At 62.1% G+C, this 16,943-nt stretch carries 16 protein-coding genes and 2 tRNA genes; 9 read left to right on the plus strand and 9 right to left on the minus strand.

All coding sequences use genetic code 11. The features are described from left to right. Positions 1 to 92: 92 nt before the first annotated feature. Both GJR99_RS10755 and GJR99_RS10760 read left to right on the plus strand, forming a co-directional pair. Positions 93 to 389 carry a DUF7577 domain-containing protein gene (locus GJR99_RS10755; RefSeq protein WP_151112011.1) on the plus strand — a complete coding sequence of 99 codons (297 nt, stop codon included), beginning with the start codon at positions 93 to 95 and terminating at the stop codon, positions 387 to 389. Between the two features lie 47 nt (positions 390 to 436). Next, complete coding sequence (locus GJR99_RS10760) at positions 437 to 616, plus strand: hypothetical protein (protein WP_151112013.1); 180 nt, start codon at positions 437 to 439, stop codon at positions 614 to 616. Positions 617 to 966: 350 nt separating this feature from the next. On the opposite strand, the gene GJR99_RS10765 is transcribed toward GJR99_RS10760, so the two are convergent. Then, positions 967 to 1,037, minus strand: a tRNA-Gly gene (locus tag GJR99_RS10765). A 258-nt stretch (positions 1,038 to 1,295) separates the two neighbouring features. Between GJR99_RS10765 and GJR99_RS10770 the strand changes: the two genes are divergently transcribed. After that, entirely contained in the window at positions 1,296 to 2,126 is an 831-nt protein-coding gene (locus GJR99_RS10770) for an NAD+ synthase (RefSeq protein ID WP_151112015.1), read from the plus strand. On the opposite strand, the gene GJR99_RS10775 is transcribed toward GJR99_RS10770, so the two are convergent. Continuing rightward, entirely contained in the window at positions 2,127 to 2,822 is a 696-nt protein-coding gene (locus GJR99_RS10775; protein WP_151112017.1) for an enoyl-CoA hydratase/isomerase family protein, read from the minus strand. Positions 2,823 to 2,882: 60 nt separating this feature from the next. Here GJR99_RS10775 and GJR99_RS10780 point away from each other — a divergent pair, with 60 nt between their 5' ends. From GJR99_RS10780 to GJR99_RS10790, 3 genes are all read left to right on the plus strand, one after another. After that, the gene (locus GJR99_RS10780) at positions 2,883 to 3,560 is read left to right on the plus strand and encodes a DUF7114 family protein (protein ID WP_151112019.1); all 678 of its coding nucleotides are present in this window, start codon (positions 2,883 to 2,885) and stop codon (positions 3,558 to 3,560) included. A gap of 78 nt (positions 3,561 to 3,638) precedes the next feature. Continuing rightward, positions 3,639 to 3,710: transfer RNA gene (locus tag GJR99_RS10785), tRNA-Thr, on the plus strand. A gap of 351 nt (positions 3,711 to 4,061) precedes the next feature. Next, entirely contained in the window at positions 4,062 to 4,595 is a 534-nt protein-coding gene (locus GJR99_RS10790) for a hypothetical protein (RefSeq protein WP_151112021.1), read from the plus strand. Positions 4,596 to 4,846: 251 nt separating this feature from the next. On the opposite strand, the gene GJR99_RS10795 is transcribed toward GJR99_RS10790, so the two are convergent. Beyond that, entirely contained in the window at positions 4,847 to 5,887 is a 1,041-nt protein-coding gene (locus GJR99_RS10795) for an NAD(P)-dependent alcohol dehydrogenase (protein ID WP_151112023.1), read from the minus strand. Between the two features lie 316 nt (positions 5,888 to 6,203). Between GJR99_RS10795 and GJR99_RS10800 the strand changes: the two genes are divergently transcribed. Beyond that, positions 6,204 to 7,529, plus strand: a complete 1,326-nt coding sequence (locus GJR99_RS10800; protein WP_151112025.1) for an MFS transporter — start codon at positions 6,204 to 6,206, stop codon at positions 7,527 to 7,529. A gap of 38 nt (positions 7,530 to 7,567) precedes the next feature. On the opposite strand, the gene GJR99_RS10805 is transcribed toward GJR99_RS10800, so the two are convergent. The 3 genes from GJR99_RS10805 to GJR99_RS10815 all read right to left on the minus strand — a co-directional run bounded on the left by GJR99_RS10805 (position 7,568) and on the right by GJR99_RS10815 (position 12,270). Further along, positions 7,568 to 10,747 (minus strand): Eco57I restriction-modification methylase domain-containing protein, encoded by a 3,180-nt coding sequence (locus tag GJR99_RS10805; protein WP_191967109.1) that lies wholly within the window; start codon positions 10,745 to 10,747, stop codon positions 7,568 to 7,570. Between the two features lie 173 nt (positions 10,748 to 10,920). After that, positions 10,921 to 11,535, minus strand: a complete 615-nt coding sequence (locus GJR99_RS10810) for a class I SAM-dependent methyltransferase (protein ID WP_151112029.1) — start codon at positions 11,533 to 11,535, stop codon at positions 10,921 to 10,923. 123 nt (positions 11,536 to 11,658) lie between these two features. After that, positions 11,659 to 12,270, minus strand: a complete 612-nt coding sequence (locus GJR99_RS10815) for a metal-dependent hydrolase (protein WP_191967110.1) — start codon at positions 12,268 to 12,270, stop codon at positions 11,659 to 11,661. A 222-nt stretch (positions 12,271 to 12,492) separates the two neighbouring features. Here GJR99_RS10815 and GJR99_RS10820 point away from each other — a divergent pair, with 222 nt between their 5' ends. Continuing rightward, a complete protein-coding gene (locus tag GJR99_RS10820; protein WP_151112031.1) occupies positions 12,493 to 13,146 on the plus strand; it encodes a potassium channel family protein in 654 nt (217 codons plus the stop codon). A 401-nt stretch (positions 13,147 to 13,547) separates the two neighbouring features. Here the strand turns inward: GJR99_RS10820 and GJR99_RS10825 are convergent, their stop codons facing one another. The 3 genes from GJR99_RS10825 to GJR99_RS10835 are packed head-to-tail and all read right to left on the minus strand — an operon-like array spanning position 13,548 to position 16,102. Continuing rightward, positions 13,548 to 14,375: an ABC transporter ATP-binding protein gene (locus GJR99_RS10825; RefSeq protein WP_151112033.1), complete on the minus strand. Its 828-nt coding sequence runs from the start codon at positions 14,373 to 14,375 to the stop codon at positions 13,548 to 13,550. Further along, the gene (locus GJR99_RS10830) at positions 14,372 to 15,064 is read right to left on the minus strand and encodes an ABC transporter permease (protein WP_151112035.1); all 693 of its coding nucleotides are present in this window, start codon (positions 15,062 to 15,064) and stop codon (positions 14,372 to 14,374) included. The genes GJR99_RS10825 and GJR99_RS10830 overlap by 4 nt, the downstream gene beginning before the upstream one ends. A gap of 24 nt (positions 15,065 to 15,088) precedes the next feature. Then, entirely contained in the window at positions 15,089 to 16,102 is a 1,014-nt protein-coding gene (locus GJR99_RS10835) for a substrate-binding domain-containing protein (protein ID WP_151112037.1), read from the minus strand. 257 nt (positions 16,103 to 16,359) lie between these two features. On the opposite strand from GJR99_RS10835, the gene GJR99_RS10840 reads away from it, so the two are divergent. Further along, positions 16,360 to 16,836: a PIN domain-containing protein gene (locus GJR99_RS10840; RefSeq protein WP_151112039.1), complete on the plus strand. Its 477-nt coding sequence runs from the start codon at positions 16,360 to 16,362 to the stop codon at positions 16,834 to 16,836. Positions 16,837 to 16,943 lie beyond the last annotated feature (107 nt).

Consider the following 16,943-nt stretch of genomic DNA (forward strand, 5'->3'; position numbering starts at 1 on the left):
GCTCCGGAATCGGGTGCCACGGGTGACGAGGGTGACGGTCGTGACACCTGACCGAAGAACCGATATAGCATGCTAACGTAAGTCAAGGTGTGATGGACGTCTGGGGTTGGATCGTCGTTTACGCCCTCGGATTGACCCTGCTCCAGCTACTGGTCTATCGGTATCTCGTAAACGGCGGCGAACCGACGATCGGTGACGGCTCGGGTCGAGACTCCGACCGGATGGACCGGTACGTCCACCCCGAAATCGCGTCCTCGTTCGACGAACGGGCCCGGTCGCGTGTTCGAGTAACTCCGACGGGTGAGCGAATCTGTCCGGACTGTGGGGCCGAAAACGAGGCAGACACGACGTTCGACCTCTGTTGGAACTGCACGCGACGGCTTCACTGACATGTGGCCGTACCCATTTTACGCCCCCCTCCCAATCGTCGAGTAGTATGGCCGAAACCACTGATTTCCACGACGAACTCGACGCGCTCGCACGCGAACTCGAGGAGGCGATTTTCGAGTTCGACGCGGCGCTCGAGCGTCACGCGAGGGTTCGACAAGGTGCCCAGAGTCCCTCGCTCAACCCTCATTCGGTCGAATTCGACGACGTACAGGAACTGTTCTTTTGACACTGAGACAGGCGAGAGTCTACTCTCTGTGAGAAGATGCGCCGACCGGGTGTTCACTGAGCGATGCGAAGTGAACGTCGACGAGACCCCGACCCGTCAGAACTGAGCAAACTGGAGGTTTGCGAAGGTCGGTCGGCAAGCGACCGAAGGGAGTACCGCGAGTGAAACGAGTGGTACGTCGGTGAGGCTCTGCCTCACCGGAAGTGCGCCGACCGGGAATTGAACTGACGTCCGAGAACCTGCACTCCGTGCAGAACCTCGGTCACGTTCTATTCCCTCTGGGTCGCATGCACCCTCGACAGAAACGAGCAACACGCAGAGCGGTTGCTCGTTCGTTGTCTCAGTAGAAATGCGCCGACCGGGAATTGAACCCGGGCTTCGAGCTTGGGAAGCTCGTGTCCTACCACTGGACCATCGGCGCTCGTTGCACTCGCTTCGTGCATCACACCGCTTCGCGCTGTGATACATCGGCGCTCATTACATTCGCCCCGTGTGTTGCCTCACTGCGTTCGCCAACACATCGGCGCTCGTTGCGCTCTCTTCGAAGCAAAAATTCGTAGACAGCGGGGGCACTTGAACGTAGCGCTTCAGTAGACTGGGCTCCATCGAAACTGGACGCCCGTCCACTCTCTTTCGGTAACGAGTGACTATTTGCCGTCTCAGTTCTAATCGGAGTTCAATGACTGACATCGACGTTCTCTCGGATGGTGCGCCACTCGACCTTCGACTCTCGGACGACGAACTCGAAGCCCACCGCGAACACATCACGTCGTTCATCCGCGACACTGTCGACGCGGCAGGCGCCGACGGCGCGGTACTGGGTCTTTCGGGTGGTATCGACTCGACACTCACTGCGTTCCTCGCTGTGGAAGCCCTCGGTGAAGACGGGCTCCACGGACTCGTCATGCCGAGTGTGGCGAACGCCGAAGATATGATGAGCGACGCAGAGGGCGTCGCCGAGATGCTCGGTATCGAGTACGACGTCGTCGAGATACAGCCCATCGCGGAGAAATTCTTCGACACGTTCCCCGAGGCGGCGAACAACCGCATGGCCGCCGGCAACGTCTACGTCCGCACCCGTGGCGTCCTCAACTACTTCGTCGCGAACCACGAGAACCGTATCGTCCTCGGCACCGGAAACCGAGCGGAGGCGATGACGGGCTACTTCACGAAGTACGGCGACCAGGCGGTCGACTGCAACCCTATCGGGAACCTCTACAAGCAACAGGTCCGCCAACTGGCCGCCCACGTCGGCGTCCCCGAAGACCTCGTGTTGCAGACGCCCTCGGCCGAGATGTGGAGCGGCCAGACCGACGAGAGCGAACTCGGACTCACCTACGACGTCCTCGACGCGATTCTCGCCCTCCACGTCGACGGCCCGCTCTCGATGTCCGCCACCGTTCGCCACCTCGGCGTGAGCGAACAACAGGTCGACCGCGTCGTCGAACTCGTCAAACGGAGCGCACACAAGCGCTCGATGCCGCCCGCTCCGACCGAATTAGACCTGTAGTTACTCTTCTCTCGACGACGCGATGTCGTCGACGTTTGCGTCGTGGAGTGCGGCGAACCCCTCCGCTTCCGCTCGAAGGCGTTCGTCGTCACCACGCCGGTCCCGCAGGCGTTCTTTGATGATTCGGAGCGACTGGTGGTCGTTTTCGGCCATCGCGGCCGCGACGTCGTAGGGGTCGTCGACGATTCGTGAGACGAGACCCATCTGGAGTGCTTCGTCGGCGTCGACCACTCGGCCGGAGAGCGAGAACTCCAGTGCGTGTCCCTCCCCGACGATGCGTGGTAATCGGACGGTTCCACCCCACGCACCGAAGAGTCCGATTCTGACACCCGGTTCGCCAAGCGTCGCTCTGGGGGTCGCGACCCGCACGTCGCAGGCGAGTGCGAGTTCGACGCCGCCGCCACGGGCCGCCCCGTCGATACCGGCGACGACGACTGCGGGTGAGTTTTCGATGGTGTCTGCGACGCGTTGGCCCTGCCGGGCGAACTCCTCGGGGTCCGAGAGCGCAGCGACGCTGTCGAGGTCGGCACCGGCACAGAAGGCCGGACCGCTCCCGCGGAGGAGGACGACCGGTGCGTCGGCGTCGTCGATTGCGGTCTCTAAGGCGTCGAGGTCTCCCGGTCTGAGTGCGTTTCGTCGTTCTGGTCGTTCGAGCGTTACGACCAAGAGGTCACCCTCGTCTGTCGTCCGTATCATATCCCCGTTGTGCCGTGGTTTTCCAAAGGTCTTTGGCCTCCCAACCGTAAGTCTCGGCCGATGGACGACGCCGTGCGAGCCCGTGAGGCTGCGCGTGAGGCCCTGTCGGATATCGAACCCGATGCCCTACGCGTGGCGCTGGACGAACGCCTCGACGCCGCCTCCTTGACACCAGCGGTGCTCACGTTCGTGAGCGCGCGGGCTGTCGAACCCAACGTCGACCTAAACGGCATGGCGACGCGTGCCGCTGGAGTGCAACTCATCTACGAAGGGCTTCGACTCACTCGATTGCTTGCTCACGACGAACCGTGGACACACCTCGAATCCTCCGAGGAAGACACCGAGGCCGACCTGGATATCCTCGCCGCAGACGTGCTCGTCTCGCGCGGTTTCTATCTCCTCGCCCGGACCGAAGCGGCGGACCACGCCGTCGAGACGGTCCGCGCATTCGGTCGCGACCAGACGCGACTCCGGTCTGCTCCGGAAGACGACCGTGCTGTCCTCGACAGGAACCTCGAAGTGAACATCTGTACGCTGGTAGTCGTCGCTGGGACGACTGCCGTGGGGTCGCCACCACCTGCCGCACTCGTCGAGTACGCGGCGGGACTGGCGAAGACGCAAGATGGGTGCTTGCCACCTGCCGCAGAGACGGTGTCCGAAGCGACCGTCGAGCGTATCGCGGCACTGTATCAGGGTGGCGCTGGCGACGACCCAGTCACCTCGACGGCGGACCGATAATCGACATACGCTACCACGGTTCTGCCTCGCTCCGAATCGAAACCCCTAAAGAGTAACCCGGACAACGAATGATTGCCTGCCTGGGTAGCTTAGCGGTAAAGCGCGTCCTTGGTAAGGACGAGAGCCCGGGTTCAAATCCCGGCCTAGGCTTTTCCACAAATCAACGTTCTGAGCGGTGTGTCTCTGCGAACCGAGACGACGTCTGACTAACGGTGAACCCAGACTGAACGACCGAGCGTTCAGACTCCAGACCACCTACGCCAACTTAGAGTTCATCGCACACGAGACGGCGACGACCGACGAGGTCGTCCCACGACTCGAACGGAAAGAGCCAGCCCCAGAGACGACTCACTGAACCGCGTCAGCCCCTCCCCGTTTCATCGCGGCCGAACCCCCGAGCGGGGGTGAGGATGGTGTGTGAGGGACTCACTCGCCGAAACGAATTACCTGTTGGATGACTAACTACAAAGCATGAATTTCAGTCGTAGAGACTGGTTACGTGTGGTAGGGTCGGTCAGCCTTGCGGTCGGTGTCGCAGGCTGTTCGTCGAGTTCTGGTGGGGCCGACGGCGGGAATCAAGAGGCTAACACGGCCTCTGATTCGACACCGAAATCCACGACTTCAACCCCAACTCCAACCGAAACGGAAACCCAGACTGAGACTGCGTCCGCGGATTTCGGTGACTCAGAAGAGACAGAGACACCAACGGAGAAGGGGAAAAATCCCGCCGCAACCGACGAAAAAGGCACCGTCGCAACAGACAAACAGGCGGACGGGCTCACGTTTGTGGACCACTATCACTACACGATGAATGGCCTGCAGGGTGTCGCTGGGGTGGTCGAAAACGAGAGCGACACGGAGTTCGAAACCGTGACTGTCCACGCGACGGTCGAACCGGGGGACGCCGGTCCGTACTCGAGAGACCTGAAGTGGTCGCTCCCTGCCGGCGAAACCCAGCGGTTCCAGTTCAAATTCGGCGACGACGCTCCCGAAACCGTCGAGTCGTACACGATCTGGGCGACAGGGAAGAAGTAGCCGAAGGCAGAGCGATCGACGGCGAGCGGTGGGGTCTCCTCTTGTCTCGACTCACTCCGAAGAATCGCGTATCGAGCGCTGCCGTCGTCCTTCGGGGCCCTCGGACAGCTCCGCGTGTTCTGGTCTCCGTCCTGTCTCTGGTGACTGGTCAGTGCCACCTGCGAAGTCTTCTTCGAGACTCGGACGGGGAGGGTCACGTCGGGTGTTCGGGCCGAACTGGCAGAAAAAAGCGCGAGGTGTCTATCCTTACGTCACGGTGTGATAACCGCTCGTCCCTCGATTTCTCCGTGTTCGAGGCGTTCTGCGACGGTGTTCACCTCGTCGAGGCCGAACCGCGTGGTACGGAGTTCGACGTCACCGCGTTCGACTAGTGCCACGAGTTCTTGGAGCTCTGTATAGCGACCGACGAGCGTCCCGCGGAAGGCGAACTCGCCGTTGACGAGCGCTTGTGACGGTTCGTGGACGTGGCCTCCGTAGCCGATGATGTGGTGGTCACCACCCGCGGCGACGATGTCGGGTGCGTATCCAGTCGTCTGGTCGGCACCGACGAAGTCGAGAACTTGCGCTGCACCGGTGCCGTCGGTGAGTGCGTCGACTTCCGCCACGACGTCGTCTCGTGTCGGATTTATCGTGTGGGTCGCCCCGAGTTGTGTGGCCAAGTCCAGTGCCTCGTCTTTGATGTCGACGGCGACGATGTCGGGCGCGCTCATCGCGTCTACGCACTGCAAGCCGATGTGGCCGAGTCCGCCGATGCCGATGACGACGGCAGTGTCGCCCGGATTGAGTTCGTGAACCGCCTTCTTGGCGGCGTGATAGGCGGTGATTCCGGCGTCGGCGTGCGGGGCGATGTCTGTCGGGTCGACGCCGTCCGGAAGTGGGATGACGGCGCGTTCGTTCGTGAGCAGGTACTCTGCGAACCCGCCGTCCGTGGTGAGACCGTTGAACTTGTTGTTCTCACAGTACATGTCTTCGCCCTGTCGGCACGGGCGGCAGATTCCACACGTCTGGACGGGGTGGCAGATGACTGGGTCACCCTCCTCCACCAACCGAACTTCGTCGCCCGTCTCGACGACCGTCCCCGCGTTCTCGTGACCGAGCGTCATCGGAAGCGGTTGGTCGACGTACTCTGCCCACATCCCCTCGATGATGTGGTTGTCTGTTTGGCACCACCCTGCACCTTCGACTTCGACGACGACGCCGTTCGACGCCGTGACCGTCGGCCGGTCTACCTCGTCGATCTGCAGGGCTTCGCTCATCTCGTCGGTATATGCGTGTAGCCGTGCGGCTTCCATGGCAACAGGTATCAAATTATTGTTCATTCACAATAAGTCTCCTCGCTAGCGCGGGTTGGGACGAAAAACAGGTCGCAGGTAGCCGTCGTTTCAGCCGGTGTGACCGTCATCTCAGCCGAGTTCGGCCGTCGTCTCGGCCGGTGCGGCCGTCGTTTCGACCGAATTCAGCAGTCGTCCCAGCCGAGTTGGTGGAGTCGAGCGACGCGCTTCTCCGTCGCCGGATGTGGCGCGAACCGGCGTCCAGAGGTCGCTGTTGTGGCCGAATAATTTCGCCGCCCACGACAGACATTTACACACAGGGTCTGTCACGAATCGTATGGCACGGGTCTCTCTTCGGGCACACCCAACGCGCTGGCGATGGGTGCTATGGGCGCTTCTCGCGACCGGATTCCTCCTCGTCAGCTTTCATCGTGTGACGACTGCAGTCCTCGCAGACGACCTCTCACGGACGTTCGACACGACCGGCGCAGAACTCGGGATGCTCCACGCGTCGTTCTTCTACATCTACGCTGGCTTGCAGTTGCCGTCGGGCATCCTCGTAGACCGTGTCGGGTCGCGTCGCGTCGCTGCTGCGGGCCTCGCCGTGATGTCACTCGGCGTGTTCGGCTTCGCACTGGCCCCGACCTACGCGATCGCGTTCGTCTCACGGGCGGTGTTGGGCCTCGGCGGGAGCGTCCTCTACACGGCGACGCTCCGGTTCCTCGCCAACTGGTACCGGCCGGACGAGTTCGCCACGATGACTGGGTGGACGATCGCTGCGGCAGGGATGGGCGGCGTGTTGGCGACCACACCGTTGGCTATCGCCATCGACAGCGCGGAGTGGCAGTCGGTTCTCGTCGCCATCGGTCTCGGTGGGGTCGGTCTCGCAGTGATGACGTTCTTCGTGGTTCGTGACCGCCCGAGCGACGCCGGATTCGAACCGTTGGACGGCGTCCATCCGTCGACGACGAGAATCGAGTTTTCGACCGTCGTCACGAACACCAAACGAGTCCTCCGAGAAGGCGAGACGTGGTTGATGGGGACGATGCTGTTCGTCGTCTTGGGGACGAACTTCACCGTCCTCGGTCTGTGGGGCGTCCCGTACATCGCGGACCTCTACGACGTCTCCGTTCGGACGGCGTCGACGTTCGTCTTCGTCGGCAACGTCGGATTCCTCTTGGGGTCGCCAATCATGGGGACGCTCTCGGACCGACTGGGCCACCGAACCGAAATCATCCTCGGGTCGTGTGTCGTCTTCACGCTCGCGTACAGTCTCATCTTCCTGTTCGTGACACCGCCGTTGCTCGTCGCCGGCGGGTTGCTCTTCGTCGCCCTGTTCGTCATGGGTGGCGTCCTCATCGCCTTCACCGTCGCAAAAGAGCGTCACGCCGCGACGGCGAGTGCGACTGCGACCGGTGCGATAAACAGCATGGGCTACTTCGGTGCGGCCATCTTCCCTGCAGTGATGGGGTACGCACTCGACACCTACTGGACCGGTGAAATCGTCGCCGGTGCCCGCGTCTACACACCAGCAGGCTACCGCGTCGCGTTCGGTATCGCAACCGCTGCAGGCGTGGTCGCTGTCGTGTGTGCGTACCTCCTCCACCGGCGGGAGTCACGCGCCGAGGCGGCACCAACCGGACACGCCGAACCGAGCGACTGAAAACGTAGTGTCTCGCCTGACCGAGGTCCGCCGTCTCTCTACGCGTCGTCCTCGCTTTTCTGACGGTAGGCCAGTTTCGCAACCGTCTGTTCGAGCACCGTCTCGCGGATGTCCAGAACCGAGAGCACTGTTCTCGCTTCCGCGTTCGTCAACCCATAGCAGTCGAACACTGCCGCGTCGAGTTCCATCTGCGCCGTCGCTGTCGCGTCGTCTATCTTCACGATATCCGCTGGGTCTGTGTCTCGCTCTCGCGCGCGTCGTGAGTCGTCCCAGTCGTCACCGGCCCCGAACGAATCTCTCACCTCACGTATCGTGTGTACAGCGAACTCGACGGGCGACTCCTCACCGACTGGAACTGCTGTCTTCTCCAGCACGTGCCCGAGGTGCTCGACTTTGGCTCTCGACTCCAAGAGTGACTGCACCGACAGATAGACCACCTGGAGCAGTTCGCGGTTCCGAAACTCCGCCCTGAGAAGTTCGTGTTCGACACTCCCTTCGAGGCCGTAGACGACCATCGCCGGGTCGGCAGTCGAACCGACGACTTCGAACGCGGAATACTCCCGTTCGAGAACAGCCGTATCGCTCTCTGGAGCGACCGAACAGGAGACGATAGGTGTCTCGGATTCGCTCTCAGAGTGGGGTGTCTCACCGTCTTCCGAAAGAATCTGTGTGAGACTTCGCGTTTCGGTCGTTCCGCGCTCCCTGTGTCGGTCCCAGAGGCGCCGAAACTGCAGTCGCTCGGCCGCGAGGCGCTCTAACTTCCGGACGAGCGGTGTGAGCTCTGTGGTCCCCTCGATAGGAAGCCCTCGGAGTTGTGTCAACGACACTCTCGGGAACAGGTCCTGACTCATCTTCTCGCCCGTGACGAGCGACGCCAGATAGAGCAGGCGACTGTTCAACAGTCCGAGCAGGTGTTCGTAGTCGTAGGTGTCGTCGGTCAAGACGACCGAAATGACGGACTTGGGAAACAGCAGCGTGTCCGTAGAGCGTGTGGCTATCAGCCCGATTTCGGCCTCCGACGGAACCTCTCGCACGAGGAGTTTCTCTCCGTCGAGAAATCGCCGTGGTGGGATTCTGAAGAACGCAGCGCTGGTGTCGACGTACCGGTCTTTCGACCGGTCGAGATGGTATCTCGTGAGTGCGTCTGCCCGAGTGTCTGTGACGTAGTCGTCGCCGACGTTCGTCTCCGAGTGAAACACTTCGTTCTGGATTTGTGCGTCGCTGTGGAGGGTTCTGTGATAGAGTTGGTAGCCGACGGTCAGGTCGGCTATCTCGCGCAACTTCACCGCCTCCGCATCCATCTTGGAAACGACCGATTTCTCTGACGTTCCGACGTACGGGTTGACGTGATACGCTGGCGGGGCGATGTCCGTCACCTGGATGGTCCGAACCTCTCGGAAGGTTCCGGTTGGCTCGATATCTCCGACGCGAATCTGTGTGTTCTCGATATCCGCCGAGTGCCCGTCTGTCTGTGGGGTGTTCTTGTCCACGACGACTGCGATACTGTTCTGGCCGACGCCGGCAAACGCCGAATCGGGCACGAACGCAATCTTCTCTAGCCGAGCGTTACACAACAGGAGGCGGCGTAACTGTCGTGCACCGGGAATCGAGAGCCACGTATTCGGCGTGACCATCCCGAGTCGCCCCGTGGTCGTGGAGAACGACCGTTCGAGGAAGTACCGATAGAGGTCTGGTTGCCCCGACTGATGCTCGTAGGTCTGCTGGAGGAACTGTTTGGTGTGTGATTTTCCTTCGATGACCCACGGCGGGTTCCCCACGACACAGTCGAACCCGCCACCGTCTCCGAGGACGTGCCAGAACTGCAGCGGCCAGTAAAACGGTGTGGTCTCGTCGAGAACGTCCGAAGGTAACTCCATGGCTTCGAGATACGCCTCGAACGTCGCGTCGAGGTCCTGCCGTATTTGCGACCGCCGTGCTGCCGCTCGTTCGAGCGAGCGTGTGTCGTCTGGGGCTTCGAGGAACTGTTCTCGTGCTCGAGAAACCGCCTCGAGTTCGTCTCCATGCCGTTCGCGCAGTCGCGTTCTCACCTGCTCGTCTGGAAGCCCAACGAGTGCGTCCCCACACCCGAGATTCGCGTCCAGCGCAGTGACCACACAGGGTTCGTCCACCGATACGCCGCGGGAGGCGACGCGTTGGTCGTGTTCGACGGCTTCGAGCCAGACGTTGAGCGTTGCGATGGCGAGGGCGTGCTGGTCGAGGTCGATGCCGTGAATGTGCCGCGTGACGATTCTGGCGACCAACGGCCGCGTTCGAAGGTGGGAAGTCCCGTGGTCGTCTTCGGTGTAGCCGAGCGTCTTCTGGAGCGATTCGAGGCGTTCGTCTCTCTCGTCGCCGTTCGAATCTCCTCGCGACGTCTCACCCGAGGACTGACGTCGAGACTGCCGTTCGCGGGCGAGGAAATCGAACACTCGGTCGTATTCTTCTCGGATAGTTGCGTACGCCGCGACGAGAAACGACCCTGTGCCACAGGCGGGGTCGAGTATGCTGAAGTCGGTGAACGCTGCGACTGCAGTCTCGGCGTCGTCCCACGAGTCGGCTTCGACTGCGTCTTCTATCCGGGTCGATAGCCGCCGTAGCTGTGTTGCGACGGTGTCGTCCACGAGGGACTGCGAGACGTACTCTGGAGTGTAGTAGACGCCGTGTCCTTCACGTCCTTCGACGAGATACCGTTCGTAGATTCGCCCGAAGACGTCCGCGTCGATGTCCGTGAAGTCGTACTCTGTGATTCCTGGCCTCGCGTCGCTCGCCGCTGTTTCGACACCCAGAACCCGCTCGAATCTCTGATAGAGTCTGTTCGAGTTCGACGCCGAGAGGTCGATGTCGGAGGTCGCGTCTCGAGTAACGAGTCCCACGCAGGGATTCGAGTCCAACCAGTCGTCTACGTCTGCGAAGAACGCCTCGAGTACTGCTCGCTCTCCTTCGTGACCGTGCGTTCGTTCGCGTCGCTCCCACGTCTCTCGAAGCCACCCGGCGTCGGTGATGCCGTAGTCACCGAGCGTTTGGATGTAGACGAACGTGTTGACGAGTCCGGCGGCTTTCTCTGGTCGGTCACTCTCGCTCTCGTTCTCGCTCCCACTTCCACTCCCACTCTCCCTCTCGCTCCCACTTCCACTCTCCCTCTCACTCCCGTCGGCGAACTCGACGAAGTCTAATTCCGCCACCCACCGCTCGAGATGCTCGAAAACATCCGTGTCCACCGTCAGTCTCCCACGCATCGGCCACTCGGTACGCCGCCGACAGCACGCGCTGGAACGGCTATCGACCGCTCGAACCGAGGGTCGTGGGAGTTAGGTGAAGAAATCACGATTCACACCTCTGACCCACGAGTGATTAATTGTGTGGTCACTCACGGTGTGCGAGGGGCCATCCCTCAGTCCGGGTCGTACTGCGCCAACACGAACGGATGGTCGCTCCCGAGTTCGTCGTCGACGACGAACTGCTCGACCACCTCGAAGCCCACTCGATTCAACGTCTCGAACGTCTCTTCGATACTCGGGAAGCTCCACTGCATCTCGACGTCGGTACCGAGCCAGTCGGGGTTCGACCCCTCCCACGCGTCGTCGCCGACCGTCGCGAGGAGGTAGTTCCCAGGCCGGAGCACCCGCGCGAACTCCGAAATCACCTGTTCGTGTTCGTCGGTCGGGATGTGGATGAGTGAGTAGAACGCACAGATGGCGTCGAACGAGTCGTCCTCGAAGGGAAGTGCGGTCATATCTCCTTGGACGAATCTCGCGCCCGAGACGTTCGTTCGGGCGAGTCGTAACTGCGACCGAGAGAAGTCGAGTCCGACGGTGTCGAAGTCTACCGTCAACGTGTTCGTCACCGGGACGCCCTGGCCACACCCTGCGTCGAGGACGCTGTCTCCGGGTTCGAGGCGGTCGGTGAGCTCGGAGAGCACCCACTCCGGGTCGTCGTTTCGCCGGTCGAGATACTCTTCGGCGAGAGTATCGTACCCATCTCGGACCGTGCGTCGCTGTTCTGTCATCGTGAAATTAGGTCCTACGTTCAGACGTGGTTGCGGTGGATAAATGTCTTCTCCCGAATCGAGTCACTCGCCGACAGTGGTCTTTTCACTCGTCGATGGGTGAAAACCGGAGACGTTGCTCGTCTACCGGAGGTCCCGAACGAAGCGTTCGGGCACGTGGTCGACGAGGTGGTCGGGAATCGCCGCGACGAGGCGCTCGGCGATGGCGACCATCGGTTTGCGCAGGAGCACGTAGACGCCGGAGACGGCGACTGCGCCGATGACGATGGTCTCGGTGATGCCGTCGAAGACGAGGACCGGCGGCACGGCGAACACGAGGGCCAGTGCGAGGTCCTCGGGGGACCCGTCGTACCGAACCCAGCGCTTCGGCGCGATCCAGCGGTCGTTCCAGTGGTCGTAGACGGCGCGGTCGGAGGTTCCAAGCCACGGCTTGAGTTCGAGGCCGCCGCCGAACATGTCGGACACAGAGTGCAGTGCCGCTGCTGCGAGGAACAGCGCCACGGCGAGTGTCGCCGTCGTCGGGTTCAGTGCGGCGATTGCAACTGCCGGCACAGCGAGTGCGCTGAAGTACACCGGGAAGTGAAGCGTCTTCCTGTGTCCGGCGTAGAGGTCGAAGTCGGGAAACAGGCCGCCGAGTGCGGCCGCGAGGACCGGAAGCATACCGGCCTCGGGGACCAACGCCCACACGACAGTGCCGAGAACGACACCTGCGAGGGCGTGAGTGGTGGCCATCATCGAAGGTGCGTATGTAATCTGAAGGAAAAACGGTGTCGGTAGTCGTGCTAGCACGCCTCATTGTGGGGTTTCGCCGCGCCGTGCCCTGTTTTGGCCCCTCTTCGTGAAACCTGTCGGACTACTCGGACTACTCGGACTCCCGAACACCGTCGAATCACTCTCTAACCGTGTGTCGTGGTGACGGGGGCTATCTTTTAGCCGACGGGTGTGTATTGATGCACCATGGAATTCGTTATCGTGGGGTACGGTCGCGTCGGGTCACGAACTGCTCGGGTCCTCCGCGAGGAGGGTCACGACGTGACCGTCGTCGACAACGACGAAAAGAAGGTCGACCGTGCTCTCGACGAGGGGTTCGAAGCGATTTACGGCGACGGTGGCACCGAGAGCGTCTTGAAATCGGCAGGTATCGAAGCTGCAGACGCCGTCGGTGGCCTCACCGGCGACCCGAACATCAACTTCGCCGCGTGCATGCTCGGCAAGGAGTTCGGTTGTCGCTCTGTCATGCGAATTAGCGAAGACTACCGGCAGGAGATTTACGAACGCTACGCCGACGACGTCGACGAAATCGTCTACCCAGAGCGTCTCGGTGCTGCCGGTGCGAAGACGGCACTGCTCGGGGGCGACTTCAACGCGCTCGGTGACCTGACCGACCAACTTCGACTCACCACGGTGTCTATCCCCGAAGACGCACCGATTATCGGTGACCACGTCGCGAGCATCGACCTGGGCGCCGATGGGCGGGTCTACGCCCACGGCCGAGCACGAGAACCGATGACGATTCCGCTTCCGGGAACCGTCGTCGAACCCGGTGACCAACTCGCACTGCTCACCGACCGGGACGCGCTGGACCGCGTCCGCACGAAGTTACTGGGCTAGGTGGGACTGGGTGTGGGTTAGGTACGACTGGGCGAAGCAGGCTGTGACCGGGTTACGCAGACGTTTTTTGACAGCACGAGAGTCGAACGCACCGCTCGCGAGCGAAGTACCAAAAGCGGCGCCCTGGTGGTGACGCCGCACGCCGTGCCGGGGGAGCCAGAACGGCTATGGTGGTGTGCCGGGCGCGCGGGTGGGAGGATGGGAACTGAGGCCGAGTGTGCGCGCCCAGACGACGGATATGTACCACGAACTATAAACCTGCGTCAGACGGCAGTCACACACGCATAACATCTCCGCCCGTCGTCCGGGTCGAACTCGAGTCTCTCGGATTCTCTGTGCTTCTGCTCGCCTCTATTTCCCGCACTTCGGTTCGTCTCTCTTTCCAACACTTCCACTCGTCTCTAGTAGACGAGTTTCCCTTCGATGAACCGACGGACACGGTCGTCACTCGGCGTTTCGAACACGCGGTCTGTCGGTCCCGACTCGATACACGTGCTGTCGAGGAGTACCGCCGTCCGGTCGGAGACGCGTTGTGCTTGCTGCATGTCGTGGGTGGCCAACGCGACGGCGATACCGCGGTCTCTCGCCTCGCGCATCGCAGACTCGATGGCGGCGGTGTTTCGGGGGTCGAGATTCGACGTCGGTTCGTCCAGAAGCAACACGTCCGGGTCGGGGGCGAGCGCCCTGGCGATGGCGACTCGTTGTGCCTCACCGGCCGACAGCGACCGAGCGTCGCGGTCGATTTTGTCGCTCATCCCCACCGTCTCCAACGCACGCTCGACCGTCGGAGACGGCTCTGTCTGCCCAAACGCGTCTTCGACGGCGTCTCGGAGTCGCGTCCGCCACGACTGTCTGACACGGAGTCCGTACGCCACGTTGTCTGCGACGGTCGTCGAGAACAGACTCCGTGTCTGGAATCCCATCCCGATGCGGCGTCGCACGGCGAGTCGCTGTTCGTCGGGCATCGCCCACACGTCTTCGCCGCCGACTTCGACCGTACCGCTGTCTGGCTGTTCGAACAGCGCGAGGAGGCGAAAGAGCGTCGTCTTGCCCGTTCCCGACGGGCCGACGACGGCCAGAATCTCACCGGGTTCGACCGTGATAGAGATGTCTTCGAGGATGGCCCCGTCACCGAACCCGTGGGTGAGTCCGCGCGCGGTGAGGCGAGTTTCGACGCTCGCCGATTCGCCGACCGATTCGTGTCCGACCACGCGGTTGCTGTCGGTCATTGGCGCTCACCTCCGGGCGTTCGGTCGCGGAACCGCGCCCCGAGAGCGTTCACAGACAGGACGAGGGCGAGGAGGATGACACCGAGGGCGATACCCGTCTCGATGTTTCCCTTCCGCGCTTCGACGGTTATCGCCGTCGTGAGCGTTCGCGTGAACGACGTACTGTCGGAGAAGACGATGTTGCCGCCGACGATGAGCACCGACCCGACTTCGCTGATGGCGCGGCCGTAGGCGGCCAACAGCGCCGTCACGATGCCGTAGCGCGCCTCACGGATGACGAGTAGCCCCACGTCGGCGGGTGTCGCTCCCGTGGCGAATGCGGCGTCTCTGAGGTCTTGTGGGACCGACTGAATCGCCGACAGCGAGACGCTCACGAGGACGGGGAGCGCGAGAACCGTCTGCGAGAGAATCATCGCTTCGGGCGTAAACAGGAGTTCGAACTCACCGAACGGTCCGGACCGCGAGAGCAACAAGAGAACCACGAGCCCGACGACGACGCTCGGAAAGCCCATCCCCGTCGAGATGACGGAGGTGACGATAGACTTGCCCCGGAAGTCACGGAATCCGACGGCGAGTGCAGTGGGCAGGCCGATTGCGGCGCTGAACAAGACTGCCAACGTACTCACGTAGAGTGAGACGAACGTGATGCTGACGAGGTAGGTCAGATTCAGGTCACCGAGGCCTAACACGAACGGAGGTGGGAGCGGACCGGACTAAAAGTCCTCGGGGACGTTCTCGGAGACCCACTGCTCGAACTGCGGGTCTGAAACGGACGCTGACGTGTTTCCACCGTCGTAGTCTTCGGGGACGTACTGGTCGAACTGTGGCGACTCAGACAGTGCGTTCGGGAAGAACAACTGCGACCCGTTCGCGGTGTAGTCGCTGATAATCTCTTGGCCCTCTGGACTCGTCAGGAACCCTGCGTACGCCATCGCCAGCGGGTAGTTCACGTCCGGATACTTCGCTGGGTTGACCGGGATGACACCGTATGGGTTCTTCAGGATTGTCGGGCCGTCCTTGAGCGGTCCTTGCACGTGAATCTCCAGGTCGACGTTGTCTTTGGTCGCGAGATACGTCCCGCGGTCCGAGAGCGTGTACGCGCCAGACTGGTCGGCCTGCACGAGTGTATCGCCCATCCCTTTGCCGATTTCGCGGTACCACTTTCCAGCGGGTGAGACGCCTGCGGCATCCCAGATGAGCAGTTCTTTCTTGTTCGTCCCGGAGTCGTCACCGCGGGAGACGAACGTCGATTCGGCGTCGGAGATGGCCGCAAAGGCGTCGGTCGCGCTGGACATGCCGTTGATTCCAGCGGGGTCGTCCGCCGGGCCGACGACGACGAAGTCGTTGAACATCACGTCGCGGCGGTTGACGCCGTACCCCTCTTCGAGGAACTCGTCTTCGGCTCCACGGGCGTGGACGAGGATGACGTCGGCGTCGCCGTTTCTGGCTGTCTCTATCGCCGCGCCGGTCCCCTGTGGGATGGTCTTCACGCGGGCGTCGAACTTCTCTTCGAACACGGGATTGATGGCGTCGAGGAGGCCCGTATCGTAGGTACTCGTGGTCGTCGCGAGTGTCAACTCTTGGGTCGCACCGCCCGAGGTGCCACCGGACGCGGTTGTCTCGCCCTCGCCTGCCTGTGGGGGGCTCGAATCGCCTGTGCATCCACTTAGTCCAAGGATTGCTCCGACTCCGGCCGCCTGCAAGAAGCGTCGTCGCTGAATCGCCATGCTACTGTGCTTTGCCGAACGGTAGTTAACTGTTTCCCACCTTACGTAATCTATTTTGATTACACAATCCGGATTTGTCGTTATTTTGAGTGTGGTTGTGGTTGCGCCACGTCGAACAGAGACCGGGTGCGCCGGATTCTTTTCGGACGGTCGCGTCGTCTCTGGTATGACTTGGGAGTCGCTGTTCGCCCGCGCCGCCGAGTACGAGACGACAGACGCCGACGTCGCCGACGCACTTCGCACCCGCCGAGGCGACGATGACTGAGACCGACCCCAAACCGACGCGAGTCGTCGCCGACGCGGACGTTCTCGCCGCGGACCTCCTCGTCGGCGGTGCGTCCCGTGACGCACTCGACCACCTTCGTCGACACTCGTGGACGACGCTCGTCGCCAGCGAGGCACTCCTCGACGACGCAGAGGCAATCGTCTCGACGCTCGCAGACGAGACGCTCGCCGCCGACTGGCGCGAGAAAGTCGAGACGTGGGTCGAACTCGTCGAACACCCCGAAGGCGACCAACCCGCACTCGCGTCGGCGTACCGCGGTGGTGCGATGCACCTGCTCACGTTCGACGACCGACTCACCTCTGCGAAGGCGGGTGCTGCCCTCGGTGGGCGCTTCCCAATCAGTATCCGGCATCCCAAGGCGTTCGCGACGCTCTTCTCGCCCGAGAGTCTCTACGCGGAAGTTGCGGACGACGAGTACCCCGGCCCCGACCGTGACCCACGGGCGTGAACGCCTGCTACGTCACTCGTTCGAGATGCCCACTACCGAGGTGTTGCGGCAGGAGTAGCGTAGAGTAGTGTAGAGTAGTGTAGAGTAGTGTAGAGTAGCGTAGTAGC

Origin of the sequence: Haloferax marinum (assembly GCF_009674625.1) — an archaeon.
Taxonomy (GTDB): Archaea; Halobacteriota; Halobacteria; order Halobacteriales; family Haloferacaceae; genus Haloferax; species Haloferax marinum.